The organism is Flavobacterium sp. LC2016-13, from assembly GCF_009707955.1.
GTDB lineage: Bacteria > Bacteroidota > Bacteroidia > Flavobacteriales > Flavobacteriaceae > Flavobacterium.
In genome coordinates this window covers 651,204-666,057 of record NZ_WMDQ01000002.1, presented here as the reverse complement: position 1 = coordinate 666,057, position 14,854 = coordinate 651,204, and the positions used below count along the sequence as shown (strand labels likewise).

Genomic DNA, 14,854 nt, shown 5'->3' with positions numbered 1-14,854 from the left:
TTGTCAGTTCGAGCGAAGTCGAGAACACTTTGTGTGCATTTCGACTTCGCTCAATGTGACATTTATTATCAATAAAAAAATTGTGTAAATTCGTGAAATTTGTGGCAAAAAATATTGTTAAGAACTACAAGAAAGCATTGAACACCCCACTTTAGAACGTGCCCAATCTGGTCGTTTTGCAAACCATTTTTCTGATTCTGGTTGTTGGTCGTATGGCTTTTGCAAAAGCAGAAATAGTTCATCTATTAATGAATAATCGCCTTGATCTGCGGCATCGATTGCTAATTGTGCCATATAATTTCGCAATACATATTTCGGATTTATGGTATTCATTTTTTCTGCACGATTTTCATCTGAAAGCTCTTCTGTGTTTAATCTTTCGATGTAAACCGAAAACCACTTTGTCCACGAATCTAAAATATCTCCTGAAATTTCTTCTGGAATATAGAAAGCATCACGAATTTTTTCGATGGCATCTTTTGCAGAATCAGTCTTTTTTATTCTATTTAAATTTCTAAAAAAGATCGTCATATCAGTTTCAGATAATTGCAAAATAGTTTCTAAACCAGTAATTAATTTACCATCAGCTTCAGTTGAAGTAAATAAACCTAATTTACTTAAAAACATTGTTTTATAATCTGAATCAAAATCAGCAATAAATGTTTCTAAGATTTTTTCCAGAGGTTCAGCTTCATTAAGTAAAGGATAAAGTGCATTTGCTAATTGATACAAATTCCATTGCGCAACCTGAGGTTGATTCCCAAAACGATATCTTCTGTTTTGGCTATCAGTTGTATTCGGAGTCCAATTAGGATCATAGTTTTCTAACCAACCGTATGGGCCGTAATCAATTGTGATTCCGTGAATAGACATATTATCAGTATTCATGACACCATGTACAAAACCCACTCTTTGCCAATGTAAAATCATTTCGCGTGTTTTGTCCGCCACCGATTTAAAGAACTGTAAATATTGTTCTTTTGGTTCGCCTTTAATTTCCGGGAAATAGTGCTTGATATTATATTCTACAAATTCTTTTAGATTTTTAAGTTCATTTCGGGCAGTAAGCATTTCAAAACTTCCAAAACGAATAAACGATGGAGCAACTCGACAAACAATGGCTCCTTTTTCGTAAGCAGGATTTCCGTTGTATAAAATATCACGCAAAACTTCATCGCCAGACAGCATTAAAGAAAGTGATCGGGTAGTAGGAACGCCCAAATAATACATAGCTTCGGCACACAAATATTCTCTTATGGAAGAACGTAGAACCGCTAAACCATCTGCAGTTCTTGAGTAAGGAGTTTTTCCGGCGCCTTTTAATTGCAGCGTAAAAAAAGCATTATTATGTTCAACTTCTGTTAAGTTAATGGCGCGGCCATCACCTAATTGTCCTGCCCAGTTTCCAAATTGATGTCCTGCATAACACATTGCATACGGGCGAGTTTCAGGAAGAATTTCTTTTCCTGAAAAAACATTTAAAAAAGATTCAGACTGAATTTCATCTTCTGAAATTCCAATTAATTCGGCTACTTCTTTTGAAGCATGAATTAACTTCGGATTTTTTGGTTCTGTTGGATTTACATAAGAAAAAACAGCATTTGATACCTGACGAATTTCATTGGTTTCGTTAGGATCAGCAGGTAATTCAGCAGTAAATCGATTATTTATTTTTAAATTTTTCATTTGAGTTTTATTTTTAACCACAGATTAAAATGTTTTTGTTTCTCGCAGATTCTACAGATTTAAGCAGATTTTTTAAATTTAGAAATAAATAAATCTGCTTAAATCTGTGTGGAATAAACATTTAAATAATCTGTGTAAATCATTTTTAATCTGTGGCTAAACTTTTTTAAATTAATTTATCAGCGTACATTTTTTTTAATTTCTGTACTTTCGGATCGATTACGATTTGACAATAACGCGCTTCCTGATTATTATTGTAATAGTTTTGATGGTCTTCTTCAGCATTATAAAAAACTTCAAAAGCTTTTAATTCAGTTACAATCGGATCTTCATAAAAAGCTTTTACTTCTTCAAAAACCTGAGCAGCAATGCTTTTTTGCTCATCATCATGATATAAAACAATAGAACGATATTGAGTACCACTGTCTGCACCCTGACGATTTAACGTCGTTGGATCATGACTTGTCATAAATATAAAAACCAAATCATGATATGAAATTATGTCAGGATCAAAGGTAACTTGTATGACTTCTGCGTGTCCGGTTCTGCCAGTACAAACTTCCCGATAGGGTGGATTTTTAATAAAACCTCCCGAATATACTGATTTTACGGATTCTATTCCTTTTAAACGCTGAATAACAGCTTCTATACACCAAAAGCATCCACCACCAAAAGTGGCTACTGATAAATTTTGCATAAATGTTTAGAGTTAAGTTTATATGCCCTATTAATCTGATAGAATATTATGATAAATTAATTAAAAAAAGACCATTTAACTAAAGATACTAAAAGGTTGTTTAATGTTTGAAGTTTATAATTGATAAATTCACAATTCTATAAAAAAGCAATATATTTGCAATCAAACTAGGCACACTAATGAATAGCAAAAATAATACCATCACTTTAGAAACCTATTTTCAGGATTTTAGAAAAAATATTGTCGGAATTAATCAGGAATTTACATCTCCTTACGGAAAAAAACAGATTATTTACACCGATTGGACTGCCAGCGGAAGATTATATCGCCCAATTGAAGATAAACTTCTTAATGAATTTGGGCCTTTTGTAGCCAATACACATACTGAAACTACCGTGTCAGGTACTGCCATGACAAAAGCGTATCATCATGCCAGAAATATTATTAAGCGTCATACTAATGCTAATAATGATGATGTTTTGATTACAGATGGAACAGGAATGACAGGCGTTATCAATAAATTTCAACGTATTCTGGGTTTAAAAATTCCGGAAAATTTAAAAGATTTTATAACAGTTCCTGCTGAAAAAAAACCGGTTGTTTTTATTTCACATATGGAACATCATTCAAATCAAACTTCCTGGTTAGAAACAATTGCAGATGTTGAAATTATTCCGTCTTGCGAAAAAGGACTTTTTTGCTTGGATAATTTAGCTCAATTGCTTGATAAATACGAAGATAGAACAATCAAAATTGCTTCGATTACTTCCTGTTCGAATGTTACAGGTTTAAAAACACCTTTTCATGAAGCTGCCAAATTAATGCATCAACATAATGGTGTTTGTTTTGTAGATTTTGCCTGCTCAGGACCTTATGTAGAAATTGATATGCATCCTGAAGATCCTGAATCGTATCTTGATGCTATTTTCTTTTCGCCACACAAATTTTTAGGTGGACCCGGAACTTCGGGAGTTTTGATTTTTAATAAAAAATTATACAATAATATGATTCCTGATTGTCCGGGTGGAGGAACGGTAAGCTGGACAAATCCTTGGGGAGAACATAAATATATTGACAATATCGAGGATCGCGAAGATGGCGGAACTCCTGGTTTCCTTCAGGTTATAAAAACCGCTTTGGCAATTGAGCTAAAGGAAGAAATGGGAATTGAAAACATTTTGCAACGTGAACATGAAATTGTTGATTATGTTTTTAATGAATTGGATACTGTACCAAATATCAGAATTTTAGCAGGACAACATAAAAACCGTTTGGGTGTAATTTCATTTTTTATTGAAGATTTGCATTTTAATTTAGGTGTAAAATTATTGAATGATAAATTTGGAGTTCAAACCAGAGGAGGATGCAGTTGCGCGGGAACTTACGGTCATTTTTTATTACACGTAGATCAGGAAACTTCGAATAAATTGGTTAATGAAATTACGATTGGAGATTTAATCAAAAAACCGGGATGGATCAGAATGTCGATTCACCCAACAACTACTGACGAAGAAATTGCTTTTGTTTGTGATAGTATTAAAGATTTGGCTAAAAATCATAAAACATGGGCTTTAGATTATTCTTATAATAAAAGCACAAACGAGTTTATTCATAAAAATGCGAATTCATTTGAAGATGAATTGGTTGCCGGCTGGTTTAAATCGTAGTACTATTTTATTGTAGCGTTATTTTACCGCAAAGAAACACTAAGTATTTATATTTGAGGTTTTATAAAAAATGTAAAGTTCGCAAAGCTAAATCTAATAAGCTTTGCGAACTTTGTGTGTTTTTAACATTATACAAGATAAAACAGTTAGCGTTCTTTGCGGTAAAATGATTAGTAGTTTCTTGATTTTTTTCTAACCTTTGTCGAAACCAGAATTATAATAAAATGAAAATCTTTAAGGAATTCGAATCGTTTAACGAATATGTTGGATTAAAAAAACCAATCGATAACGACATTGATATTGGTTATTATGATTCTAAAAATATGCGTTCACAATCGGAACCGGTAATGGCTGATTTTTATCGTATTTCTATAAAAATTGATTATATTGATAAATCAGTAACAATTCCAAAACCTATAACCGCTATTTTTTTCAGTAGTCCTCACATGGTAAATGGCTGGGATGTTGAACCTAACTATACAGGAATGTATGTGCAACTTTCTAAAAAGCTAATAGATGAAAATAGATTTCTATTCAAAACTTATCTTGATTACGGACAACATGAAGCCTTATATTTAACGCAAAGTGAAGTAGAGGAAATAACTTCTATTTTTAGTTTAATGTTTAAATATTACAAAAGCGAAAAAGGAAGTTTTGGTGTTTTACTTTCTTATGTCAATGTTTTGATTTCTGTAGTTGAATCTTTTTATATCAGACAATTTTCTACAAATCCAAAACAATACAATCGTATTGTATCTGATTTTCAACAAAGTTTAAAAGATTATTATAATCAACCTGTAAAACAACTTCCTAATGTTCAGTATTTTGCAGATCAATTGGGTTTGACTCCAAATTATTTGGGAGATATTATTAAACATTTTACAAATAAATCGGCTCTTGAAAACATTCATGAATTTGTCATAAAAAGAGCAAAAGAATTATTAGAGAAAAATAATTCGATGAATAATACCGAGGTTGCTTATGAATTAGGTTTTGAGTATCCTAACTACTTTTCTAAGTTTTTCAAAAAGCAAGTCAATTTAACTCCTAAAGAATATAGGGAACAAATAAATAGCAATCATCAATAATATTCCAAAACTCAAAAAAATACAGCGTTTTTTTATCAGTAATTTGTTTCTTTTTTACTGGTAGTTTGTTTCTTCCTGTCCGATCATCCATTTTTACTTTTGCTGAGTAAAAAATATTAAAATGGAAAAACAGAAAAAAGTACTATTAATCAATACACATTTAACTTACCCAAATTGGACAGAAGGAAAATTGAATAATTCCTTTGTTGAAAAAGCTAAGCATTTTTTTGAAACTAAGAATTATGAGGTTCTTGAAACAAAAGTCGAAGATGGGTATAATGCTGATGATGAAGTAGAAAAACATTTAAAATCAGATATTGTTATTTTGCAAACTCCGGTAAATTGGTTTGGTGCACCGTGGATTTATAAAAAATATGCAGATGAAGTTTTTAATAGTGGATTGCATAGTCAAAAATTTCTTTCGGGAGATGGAAGAACAAGGGAAGATTTAACAAGACAATATGGAAGTGGTGGAAAATTACATGGAAAGAAGTTTATGATTTGTGCAACCTGGAATGCGCCGTCTGAAGCTTTTGGAAATGCTAATCAAAAATTTATGGAAGGAAAAACAACATCAGATTTATTTTTGAATATTTCGAGTAATTACCGTTTTTGTGGTTTCGATATTTCACCTGATTATAATTGTTTTGATATTTTTAAAAGTGGAACTATAGAAAATGATCTTGAAAATTATCCTAAACATTTGGCTAAAGTTTTTAATTTATAGAAACTACAAATCCGACATTTTTGTCTGAGACTTCAGAATAAAAATGTCGGATTTACTATTTCTTAAAAATCGCTATTGGTTCTTGTTTAGCCCCGATAGAGCCGGTATCCTTTGAGAGGAACGAACAAAGATAAAGGCGAAAGCGGGAACTAATGGTCTTGAAAAAACCGTGATAGTTCTGCTTCACAAAATTAAATTGTAAAAGATGAAAGTTATTTTGATTCCTGAAATTTTCTCAGTGACAATAATGCCTGCTCTTTTATTTTATTCTGAAAAAAACCTGTCCAGCCTAATAAATATCCTGTAACTCCGAAGGCTTGTTTTGACCATCTCCAAACATCAAAATTATCAGTGTGTTTGATGATTAAGCCATCTTGAAAAACAAATTCGGCAGCAATTTTATTAATGACGTTTCTATTGGTTTTACTGAAATTATAAGTTGCGACCCAATTTGCTGAACCGGTAAAATCATCGGCTTTAATATTGGAGAATTCGATCTTTAAATTTCCTTTGCTTCTTAAAAGCAGCATTTGCCACATGCGAGAAACTTGTCCTTCTTTTAGTAAGCCAAAAGCTGGATCTATAAAATGAATTTTTGGGTGGTAGCATTCGCTCATTGTTTTGTAATCAGCGTTTGCAAAAGCAGAGTAGAATTTTTCTATAAGTTTTTCGTTTGAGTTCATAAAATACGTTTAGTTTATAAATATAAGATTTATTACATTAAAAAATCTTTATAAAACACTAATTTCTTTGGCCGTATCGAATGTTTTTTTTGATTGATCGTAAGCGGTAGAAAAATAAGATATTTTGTTTTGTGCCGTAAAATATCCTGTTTGATCACCAAAGGTATTTGAACTTCCTGTAATTATAAATCTAATTGCCTTGATATCAGTCTTTTTAAGTTTATTCATTTCTGCCGGAGTAAAATAATAGTAAGAGGTTGTTTTACCATCAGCAGATTCTTTAACGTTTTTATCAGTGCAGGCAATAACATCTGCATTTGCCAAATCGACATAAACACCTCCGGCAATTTTGGTTTTGCCGTTTGATGTTGCAATTGTTAATTTTAAAATTCCTCCTTTTTCTGTTTTTGCAACCTGAACATTTACTTCGCCCGTAAAAGCATATTTCTCGCAGATAAAAGTATAATTTTGTGTTGCTGAGAAAGGTTTAGAACCATTTACAATCATGGTTTGCTGAGCATTTGTTATAGCTGAGATAAACAATAACACAAAAAGAGGGAATTTTATATTCATATTTTTAGATTTTTTAATCTGTTATTTGAGACTCAAATTTTTCATCCCAGTCCATTGATTTTATGGCAGAAACTAAATTATTTTCATTCACAAAAACACGTAATTCTTTGTTAGCTACTTTTTTTGTATATACAGCATGGTATCGATAAATAGTCTCTTGTTTTGTTTTATAAACTCCATCTAATTTCAAATCAACAAAACTTCCATAATATTGTCTAAACCTTTGACAGGTTTTTGTCAATCGTTCTTCAGTTGTATTTTCCATTACAGACTGGGTAACTTCTGTTTCGTTAAAAGGTTTAAATTTTGATGTATTACAAGTTTCTAAAACTCGTTTGCCTAAATCATAAGCTTTTCTTTGTTGATCTGAGCTAACTTCAGTCGAAACAACTTTTTTAATTTTTAAATCTTCTGTGTCTCTACTGATGTTTTTCGATTTACAACCAATTAGCAACAACAAACATATAATCAATCCCGCTTTCTTCATAATCATTTAAGTTATTTTTAATAATAAGTTTGGGTCGGGACAGTTTTCAATATAAAAGTTTAAGTCGTTTATGTTACAAACTCCTGGATAATCACCATTATAATTTTCGATATTATTTATAATCTGAAAATGTAGGTGTGGAGCATAATCTCCATTAACTGCCGAATTTCCAAAGGTTGCAAAACTTTCGCCTTTTCTGAAAATTGTCCCAACGGTAAGGTCTTGTATACTTTCTAACGATAAATGTCCGTATAAAGTATAAAATTTTTCATTTTCAATTTCATGTTCCAAAATAATCGTTGGGCCATAATCTCCCAGTCCTACATTGTCTTTAAAACTATGCACTTTACCATCTATAGGCGCTAAAATTGTGGTGCCTTCTTTGCACCATAAATCAAGACCGATATGAATATTACGTTCAGGATTCGATTCATTTTTAAAAATGGTACTTCTTTGATATAAATTCCGTCCTTCAATATAGCCGCCATAAGCAACTTCTGCATTGTTTTTTTTTAAATAATTCGAAATAAAAGCTTCAAATTCAGTAGCATTTTCGGGTTTTTTCTCAACCAATTCCTGATTGGTAACGGATAAATCCAAAGCTATATATTTTGAAAATTCTATACTCGAATCGATAACTTTAGTAGGGGGTAAAGCTTTTAAAATAGAAACTAGGGTCTTCATAAAATGGTAAATTAAGCGACTTTTTCAATGATTATTAATTCGTTGTGAACTTCTACGCGAGGCAACATTTTTGAGGTAAACAATTTAGGATTTATTTCTGAAATATACTTTCTATTCCGCACATTATGTGCTTCATCTAATATCATAGTATTGAAAATAACAAATCCTTTATTTTTTAAAAGAAATAATATTCGTTCCGTAAAAAACGTCTCAAATAAAAAATTCGGCATTTTTATATCTTCAAAAACATCAATAATAATTAAATCGTAATTTTCTTTGGTTTTTAGGACAAACTCAAAAGCATCATCAATTATAATTTCAAGTTGTTTGATTTGGTCAAGATTAAAATATTGATTAGCTATCTGAATCATATCAGAGTCAATTTCAACACCGGTAATTTTACCTTTATATTCAACTTCATCAACCAAAGTTTTAATGACGCTTCCACCAGCAACTCCTAATAATAAAATATGATTCATCTTGGTGATTTTTTCATAACCAATATTTCGTAAACCATACCTTAATATACGTTGCAAACTTCCGTACGAATAATTTGTATTTTCAGAATCTAAAACTAATTCTCCGTTTGCCCAGGTAACTTCAATAGTTTTACTTCGGGCTGATTTTTTTTTAAATATTTTGATTGGAATAATGTAACTAAATATTTTTTGGATCATTTTGTACGGGTTTTACTCAAATTTACCATTTTAAATCTTTTATTTTGCATGAAATAATAAATTTTAATGAAGAAACAATTGTACAAGTTCATCTTTTATAAGTTAATTGGCTGGAAGATAGTAGGGTTAGAAAATGTTGAAGTGAAAAAATGTGTTATGATGGTAATGCCCCATACAAGTAATCATGATTTTTACTTGGGAGTATTAACGCGTGGGATTTCCGGAAAGGAAATGAACTGGGTTGGAAAAAAAGAATTATTCAAATTTCCTTTCGGATATTATTTTAGAAGTGCAGGAGGCGAGCCATTAGATCGTACAGGTGGTTTGAATAAAGTAGATTCGATTGCGGCGATTTTTGATCGAAAAGAAGTTTTTCGTTTGGCCGTTGCACCAGAAGGAACACGCAAAGGTGTTAAAGAAATAAAAAGCGGTTTTTATTATATTGCACTTAAAGCTAATGTGCCAATTATTCCTGTTGCTTTTGACTGGGGAAAGAAAGAAGTTAATTTAGGAGCGCCATTTTTTCCTACTGGAAATTATGAAGCCGATTTGCAGATTTTGAAAAAGCATTATGAAGGAGTTTTAGGTAAAATTCCCGAAAATGGATTCCAACTCTAAATTTTCGATGTTTTTTTGCTTCCGTGAGAATCGCTTAAATGAAAAATATTTTAAAAAATTTTCAAATATGCGAAAATTTCAAATTAAGGATTATATACCTTAAAGGTTCCGTTTTTATAAAAAAAAACAATTTTTTCAATTTCATTTTCATCAGTGCCAAAATTTGAGTTTTTGGGATCTGAAAAATTTCTTATTTCTGTACTTTCATTTTTTGTCTGACTAATATCCGAAAATAAATTAGATGAAATTATATTTTGATTGGATGGAATAGGAGCAGAAGATTTTTCAATTTCAATAATTTCTTCTGTTTTTGAATGTATAGTTTCATCATTTTTAGGAAAACTTCCTTTACCATTTAAAATCCAATACAGATCTACATCCGGAAAAACTTCCATAATTTTCATTACAAAATCAAGACTTGGTTTGTTTCTGCCAGAAAGCAGGTGCGACATGCTAGAGCGTTGCACACCAATTTTATCTGCAAAAGAAGAAGCATTTAAGGCATAATAATCGAGGATTATTTCGAGCCTTTTTACAAAATCATCGATGTTTACCATTGTAAATTCTGTTTTTAAATTGGTGAGTTTACAAATGTAACTAAAAGAAGTGATATAAGCAATTTTACACTTGTAAAATGGTTTTTTATACCTGTAAATAGAGTAAAATCACTAGAAGTAAATGATATTAACTAATTGATTTTTAAATATTTAATTAAGTTTATTAACAAAGATAACATTTGTTAACTCCATTAGGCAAAAGAGTTGATTTCTGCATTAAAAACCTGTTTACATTTCTAAATTATCTTTTCTTTTCACTGTTTACAATTGTAAAAATAAAGATGTTTACTTTTGTAAACTAATCGAATTATAATGAATTTAGAAGAATTATTTAACCAACACAAAGAACAATCTATTCAAGGTCGTTATTTGACTTTAGATCATATTCAACCCTTATTAGATAAATTAAGTATCAATAATCCGGTAAAAGTTATAGGCAGATCAGTTTTAGACAAACCTATATATAGTTACGAAATTGGTACAGGAAAAACACGCATTTACTTATGGTCTCAAATGCACGGAAACGAAAGCACAACCACAAAAGCTTTATTTGACTTTATCAACGTCTTAAACAGCGGTTCTGATTTTGCAAAGAAAATGCTCGAGACTTTTACTTTTTATGCAATTCCGATATTAAATCCTGATGGAGCTGCCTTATATACACGTGAAAATGCCAATAAGATAGATCTAAACCGTGATTCTCAAAACCTTACACAACCAGAAAGCAATGTATTAAGAGAAGTATTTGAGACTTTTAAACCACATTATTGCTTTAACCTACATGATCAGCGTACTATTTTTGGTGCCGGAGAAACAGGAAAACCGGCAACTGTATCGTTTTTAGCACCATCTTACAATGAAGAAAGAGAGATTAATGATAATAGGTTAAAAGCAATAAACCTTATTGCGGGGCTAAATGATGTTTTACAGCAATACATTCCGGGTCAGGTAGGTAGATTTGATGATTCCTTTAATATTAATTGTATAGGAGACACTTTTCAGTTTTTGGGAGTTCCGACAATTTTATTTGAAGCAGGACATTTTGCTGACGATTATCAAAGGGAAATCACAAGAAAGTTCATATTTTTCTCACTAATTTCGAGCTTCAAACTACTTTCCGAAAACGATTTAGTTGATAATCGAATTAATGATTATTTGAATATTTCACAAAATAAAGCTGTTTTTTATGATTTTATGTATAAAAACATCAAAATAAATTATGATGGTATCGAAATTATTACGAATTTTGTCGCACAATACAAAGAAGAATTGATTGAAAATGAGATTCAGTTCAACGCTTATATAGTTGAAGTAGGCGAATTGGAAAATTATTTTGGACATTTTGAATATGACGGGCAAGGCGCCAGTTATTCTGATGACAATACCAATTTTCCGAAATTGAATCAAAAAGCAGATTTTTATTTAAATAAAAATGTTAAATTTGTTAACGGATTGACAAAAAGTTAATTTTTATGTGAATTTGTTATTTTTTATATATATTTTTATACTTTGTTATAGCAATTAGTAATATTAATTAAAGAATTATGAGTAAATTTCGTTTAGATGAAGTAGATCACCAGATTTTAGATATGTTAATAGACAATACGAGAGTTCCGTTTACTGACATTGCAAAAAAACTATTGATATCTGCTGGAACAGTACATGTTAGAGTAAAAAAAATGGAAGACGCAGGAATTATCATGGGATCTTCACTAGCCTTAGATTACGATAAATTAGGGTATTCATTTATTGCTTATGTAGGTGTATTCCTTAACAATACGTCTCAAACAAAATTTGTATTAGAGCGAATCAATCAAATACCATTCGTAACTGTAGCTTCAGTAACGACAGGAAAGTTTAATATTTTTTGCAAAATTAGAGCAAAAGATACGAAACACGCGAAAGAAGTTATTTTCATGATTGACGATATTGAAGGTGTTTACAGAACAGAAACAATGATTTCATTGGAAGAAAGTATAAACGATAAGAAGCGTTTGATGCATACTATTTTTAAAAATATGTAATAACTTCTTGAATGCTATATTAAAATATAACCTCAAGTTTATTCTTGGGGTTTTTTTATGACCTATTAACCAACCAACTACAACAAGATTATGTATACGTTACCAAAAATTGAACGTTTTAATCAAGATGTTTTATCGAAATATCATATTTATAATAGTGTTTTTATAACATTACCTTTTGATTCGATAGATAATACTGGAGTTTTACTTCCTTTATTTACAGAAACATGCGAAACGGGCTTTAAAAAACAAGAAACACCAAAAGAAATTTTTGATTTCTTTTCAAACAAATATTTAAATAATGCTTCAGAGACTGAAAAAATCGACTTAATGTTTCGATTTATTCAGTATATAGAGCGCCAAATTGTACTATTTGATGCTATAGAAGACGCAGCTTTTCCGGAAGTTAATAACATGGAAGGTCGTGGTTCTCTTCGTGATATTAAAGAAAAAACAGATGCAAAAGAGAAGGAAGACGAACTTGTTGAATTCCTGGAAAACTTTAATGTCAGAACAGTTTTAACAGCACATCCTACACAGTTTTACCCTGGTCCGGTATTGGGTATTATCAATGATTTAACGGCAGCTATTCGCTCAAATGATTTGTTTAAAATTAAACAGTTGTTAGCTCAGTTAGGAAAAACGCCTTTTATTCAAAACGAAAAGCCAAATCCTTATGATGAGGCTGTTAGTTTGATCTGGTATTTAGAGAATGTTTTTTATGCTACTTCGGGAGAAATTGTTCATTATTTACAGAAAAATATTCTTCACGGAAACGCAATTCAAAACCAATTAATAAAACTTGGTTTCTGGCCGGGAGGAGACAGAGACGGAAATCCATTTGTCACAACAGAAATAACTTTAAAAGTTGCCGATCGTTTAAGAACGTCAATCTTAAAGTGTTATTATGTTGAAATGAGAAACTTAAAAAGAAAGTTAACTTTCTCAGGAGTAGATACTTTAGTAACTGAACTTGAACAAAAACTCTACCGTTCTGTATTTTATTCTAAAGGTGAAATTTACATTACTTTAGAAGAAATGCTTTCGCAATTAAACAAAATCAGAAACATCATAATCGAAAAACATCAGTCTTTATATTTAGATGAATTAGATGCGTTTTTGGTTAAAATAAATTTGTTTGGATTTCATTTTGCAACTTTGGATATTCGTCAGAATAGTAAAATTCATAATGTTGTTTTTAAAGATGTTGTGAATTATTATTTAAATTCCGGTTCAAACATTTTCCCTAAAAATTATTTTGAATTATCTGAGGAAGAGAAATTAGTTGTTTTATCTAAAGTTAAAGGAGAATTGAATCCTGCTGATTTTGAGGATGAAATTACAAGATCTACTTTAGAATCAGTTCAGGCAATTAAAACAATTCAGGAAAACAATGGTGAATTTGGTGCAAACCGTTACATTATTAGTAATAACGAAAGCGCACTGAATGTAATGGAAACTTTTGCCATGATTCGTCTGAATAACTGGGAAAACCCTACAGTTGATATTATTCCGCTTTTCGAATCGGTTGATGATTTGCAAAAAGCCCATGAAATCATGGAGCAATTGTATACAAATCCTGAATATTCTAAGCATTTACAAGCAAGAGGAAACAAACAAACCATTATGCTTGGTTTCTCTGACGGAACTAAAGATGGTGGTTATTTAATGGCTAACTGGAGTATTTATCAGGCAAAAATTGCATTAACTGAAATTTCAAGAAAATATGGCATTAAAGCAATTTTCTTTGACGGACGCGGTGGCCCTCCGGCACGTGGTGGCGGAAAAACACATAAATTCTATGCTTCGTTAGGTCCTAAAATTGAAAATAACGAAATTCAGATAACTGTTCAGGGACAAACTATTAGTTCAAATTTTGGTACTTTAGATTCTTGCCGTTACAATATCGAAAACTTATTAAGTGCCGGTGTAACTAATCAGGTTTTTAGTAAAGAGAAAAATGAGTTAACTAGCACGGAAACTGAGATTTTAACGCAGTTGGCCGGTTTAGGATATGATAAATATTTAAGCTTTAAAAATCACCCGAAATTTATTCCGTATTTAGAGAAGATGAGTACGTTGAAGTATTATTCTAAAACAAATATAGGAAGCCGTCCTTCGAAAAGAAGTAAATCTGAGCAATTGGATTTTGCAGATTTAAGAGCGATTCCTTTTGTAGGTTCATGGAGCCAATTGAAACAAAATGTGCCAGGATTTTTTGGAGTAGGAACGGCATTGAAATATTTTGAAGACACAAATCAATGGGATAAAGTGCATGATTTATATCAAAACTCTTTATTTTTCAAAACATTGCTTGAAAACAGTATGATGTCATTGGCAAAATCATTTTTTCCATTAACGGCATACATGAGAAAAGATCCTGAATTTGGTGAATTCTGGCAAATTATTTACGATGAGTTTTTAGAAACTAAACGTCTTTTGCTTAAGATTGCAGATCATAAAAGCTTGATGGAAAATTATCCTGATGGTATAGCATCAATTCAAATAAGAGAGCGTATCGTAATGCCTTTGTTGACAATACAACAATATGCTTTATTGAGAATTAATGAATTGAACAAAGAAAATGATAATCACGAAGAGTTAATTAAAGTGTACGAAAAAATCGTGACCAGATCTCTTTTTGGAAACACAAATGCAAGTAGAAATTCAGCTTAATTATATTTTA

At 31.0% G+C, this 14,854-nt stretch carries 15 protein-coding genes; 7 read left to right on the top strand and 8 right to left on the bottom strand.

Annotation, left to right across the window (positions count from 1 at the left end):
• Positions 1-117: 117 nt before the first annotated feature.
• Together GKZ86_RS06840 and msrA are read right to left on the bottom strand one after the other, a co-directional pair.
• A complete protein-coding gene (locus tag GKZ86_RS06840; RefSeq protein WP_154782351.1) occupies positions 118-1,686 on the bottom strand; it encodes a YdiU family protein in 1,569 nt (522 codons plus the stop codon).
• Between the two features lie 166 nt (positions 1,687-1,852).
• Positions 1,853-2,383: a peptide-methionine (S)-S-oxide reductase MsrA gene (gene msrA / locus GKZ86_RS06835; protein WP_154782350.1), complete on the bottom strand. Its 531-nt coding sequence runs from the start codon at positions 2,381-2,383 to the stop codon at positions 1,853-1,855.
• 179 nt (positions 2,384-2,562) lie between these two features.
• On the opposite strand from msrA, the gene GKZ86_RS06830 reads away from it, so the two are divergent.
• The 3 genes from GKZ86_RS06830 to GKZ86_RS06820 all read left to right on the top strand — a co-directional run bounded on the left by GKZ86_RS06830 (position 2,563) and on the right by GKZ86_RS06820 (position 5,865).
• Positions 2,563-4,050, top strand: coding sequence for an aminotransferase class V-fold PLP-dependent enzyme (locus GKZ86_RS06830; RefSeq protein ID WP_154782349.1), 1,488 nt, complete (start codon positions 2,563-2,565; stop codon positions 4,048-4,050).
• Positions 4,051-4,274: 224 nt separating this feature from the next.
• Complete coding sequence (locus GKZ86_RS06825) at positions 4,275-5,138, top strand: AraC family transcriptional regulator (RefSeq protein WP_154782348.1); 864 nt, start codon at positions 4,275-4,277, stop codon at positions 5,136-5,138.
• Between the two features lie 121 nt (positions 5,139-5,259).
• Positions 5,260-5,865 (top strand): NAD(P)H-dependent oxidoreductase, encoded by a 606-nt coding sequence (locus tag GKZ86_RS06820; protein WP_154782347.1) that lies wholly within the window; start codon positions 5,260-5,262, stop codon positions 5,863-5,865.
• 212 nt (positions 5,866-6,077) lie between these two features.
• Here GKZ86_RS06820 and GKZ86_RS06815 read toward each other — a convergent pair whose 3' ends face one another.
• From GKZ86_RS06815 to GKZ86_RS06795, 5 genes are read right to left on the bottom strand one after another with little or no spacing between them, the layout of a single operon-like run.
• Positions 6,078-6,548 carry a nuclear transport factor 2 family protein gene (locus GKZ86_RS06815; RefSeq protein ID WP_154782346.1) on the bottom strand — a complete coding sequence of 157 codons (471 nt, stop codon included), beginning with the start codon at positions 6,546-6,548 and terminating at the stop codon, positions 6,078-6,080.
• Positions 6,549-6,596: 48 nt separating this feature from the next.
• Positions 6,597-7,121: a hypothetical protein gene (locus GKZ86_RS06810; RefSeq protein WP_154782345.1), complete on the bottom strand. Its 525-nt coding sequence runs from the start codon at positions 7,119-7,121 to the stop codon at positions 6,597-6,599.
• A gap of 13 nt (positions 7,122-7,134) precedes the next feature.
• Complete coding sequence (locus GKZ86_RS06805) at positions 7,135-7,608, bottom strand: hypothetical protein (RefSeq protein ID WP_154782450.1); 474 nt, start codon at positions 7,606-7,608, stop codon at positions 7,135-7,137.
• Positions 7,609-7,614: 6 nt separating this feature from the next.
• A complete protein-coding gene (locus tag GKZ86_RS06800; RefSeq protein ID WP_154782344.1) occupies positions 7,615-8,292 on the bottom strand; it encodes a peptidoglycan DD-metalloendopeptidase family protein in 678 nt (225 codons plus the stop codon).
• A gap of 11 nt (positions 8,293-8,303) precedes the next feature.
• Entirely contained in the window at positions 8,304-8,969 is a 666-nt protein-coding gene (locus GKZ86_RS06795; protein ID WP_154782343.1) for a spermidine synthase, read from the bottom strand.
• A gap of 66 nt (positions 8,970-9,035) precedes the next feature.
• On the opposite strand from GKZ86_RS06795, the gene GKZ86_RS06790 reads away from it, so the two are divergent.
• Positions 9,036-9,587: a 1-acyl-sn-glycerol-3-phosphate acyltransferase gene (locus GKZ86_RS06790; RefSeq protein WP_154782342.1), complete on the top strand. Its 552-nt coding sequence runs from the start codon at positions 9,036-9,038 to the stop codon at positions 9,585-9,587.
• Between the two features lie 83 nt (positions 9,588-9,670).
• Here GKZ86_RS06790 and GKZ86_RS06785 read toward each other — a convergent pair whose 3' ends face one another.
• Complete coding sequence (locus tag GKZ86_RS06785; RefSeq protein ID WP_154782341.1) at positions 9,671-10,144, bottom strand: helix-turn-helix transcriptional regulator; 474 nt, start codon at positions 10,142-10,144, stop codon at positions 9,671-9,673.
• 312 nt (positions 10,145-10,456) lie between these two features.
• Here GKZ86_RS06785 and GKZ86_RS06780 point away from each other — a divergent pair, with 312 nt between their 5' ends.
• The 3 genes from GKZ86_RS06780 to GKZ86_RS06770 all read left to right on the top strand — a co-directional run bounded on the left by GKZ86_RS06780 (position 10,457) and on the right by GKZ86_RS06770 (position 14,844).
• Positions 10,457-11,611 carry a M14 metallopeptidase family protein gene (locus GKZ86_RS06780; RefSeq protein WP_154782340.1) on the top strand — a complete coding sequence of 385 codons (1,155 nt, stop codon included), beginning with the start codon at positions 10,457-10,459 and terminating at the stop codon, positions 11,609-11,611.
• A gap of 77 nt (positions 11,612-11,688) precedes the next feature.
• The gene (locus GKZ86_RS06775; protein WP_007805990.1) at positions 11,689-12,168 is read left to right on the top strand and encodes an Lrp/AsnC family transcriptional regulator; all 480 of its coding nucleotides are present in this window, start codon (positions 11,689-11,691) and stop codon (positions 12,166-12,168) included.
• A 90-nt stretch (positions 12,169-12,258) separates the two neighbouring features.
• Positions 12,259-14,844, top strand: coding sequence for a phosphoenolpyruvate carboxylase (locus GKZ86_RS06770; RefSeq protein ID WP_154782339.1), 2,586 nt, complete (start codon positions 12,259-12,261; stop codon positions 14,842-14,844).
• Positions 14,845-14,854 lie beyond the last annotated feature (10 nt).

Bases quoted from the DNA above. Each gene is read 5' to 3' on its own strand.
- GKZ86_RS06840 (WP_154782351.1), bottom strand. From the start codon at position 1,686: ATGAAAAATTTAAAAATAAATAATCGATTTACTGCTGAATTACCTGCT.
- msrA (WP_154782350.1), bottom strand. From the start codon at position 2,383: ATGCAAAATTTATCAGTAGCCACTTTTGGTGGTGGATGCTTTTGGTGT.
- GKZ86_RS06830 (WP_154782349.1), top strand. From the start codon at position 2,563: ATGAATAGCAAAAATAATACCATCACTTTAGAAACCTATTTTCAGGAT.
- GKZ86_RS06825 (WP_154782348.1), top strand. From the start codon at position 4,275: ATGAAAATCTTTAAGGAATTCGAATCGTTTAACGAATATGTTGGATTA.
- GKZ86_RS06820 (WP_154782347.1), top strand. From the start codon at position 5,260: ATGGAAAAACAGAAAAAAGTACTATTAATCAATACACATTTAACTTAC.
- GKZ86_RS06815 (WP_154782346.1), bottom strand. From the start codon at position 6,548: ATGAACTCAAACGAAAAACTTATAGAAAAATTCTACTCTGCTTTTGCA.
- GKZ86_RS06810 (WP_154782345.1), bottom strand. From the start codon at position 7,121: ATGAATATAAAATTCCCTCTTTTTGTGTTATTGTTTATCTCAGCTATA.
- GKZ86_RS06805 (WP_154782450.1), bottom strand. From the start codon at position 7,608: ATGAAGAAAGCGGGATTGATTATATGTTTGTTGTTGCTAATTGGTTGT.
- GKZ86_RS06800 (WP_154782344.1), bottom strand. From the start codon at position 8,292: ATGAAGACCCTAGTTTCTATTTTAAAAGCTTTACCCCCTACTAAAGTT.
- GKZ86_RS06795 (WP_154782343.1), bottom strand. From the start codon at position 8,969: ATGATCCAAAAAATATTTAGTTACATTATTCCAATCAAAATATTTAAA.
- GKZ86_RS06790 (WP_154782342.1), top strand. From the start codon at position 9,036: ATGAAGAAACAATTGTACAAGTTCATCTTTTATAAGTTAATTGGCTGG.
- GKZ86_RS06785 (WP_154782341.1), bottom strand. From the start codon at position 10,144: ATGGTAAACATCGATGATTTTGTAAAAAGGCTCGAAATAATCCTCGAT.
- GKZ86_RS06780 (WP_154782340.1), top strand. From the start codon at position 10,457: ATGAATTTAGAAGAATTATTTAACCAACACAAAGAACAATCTATTCAA.
- GKZ86_RS06775 (WP_007805990.1), top strand. From the start codon at position 11,689: ATGAGTAAATTTCGTTTAGATGAAGTAGATCACCAGATTTTAGATATG.
- GKZ86_RS06770 (WP_154782339.1), top strand. From the start codon at position 12,259: ATGTATACGTTACCAAAAATTGAACGTTTTAATCAAGATGTTTTATCG.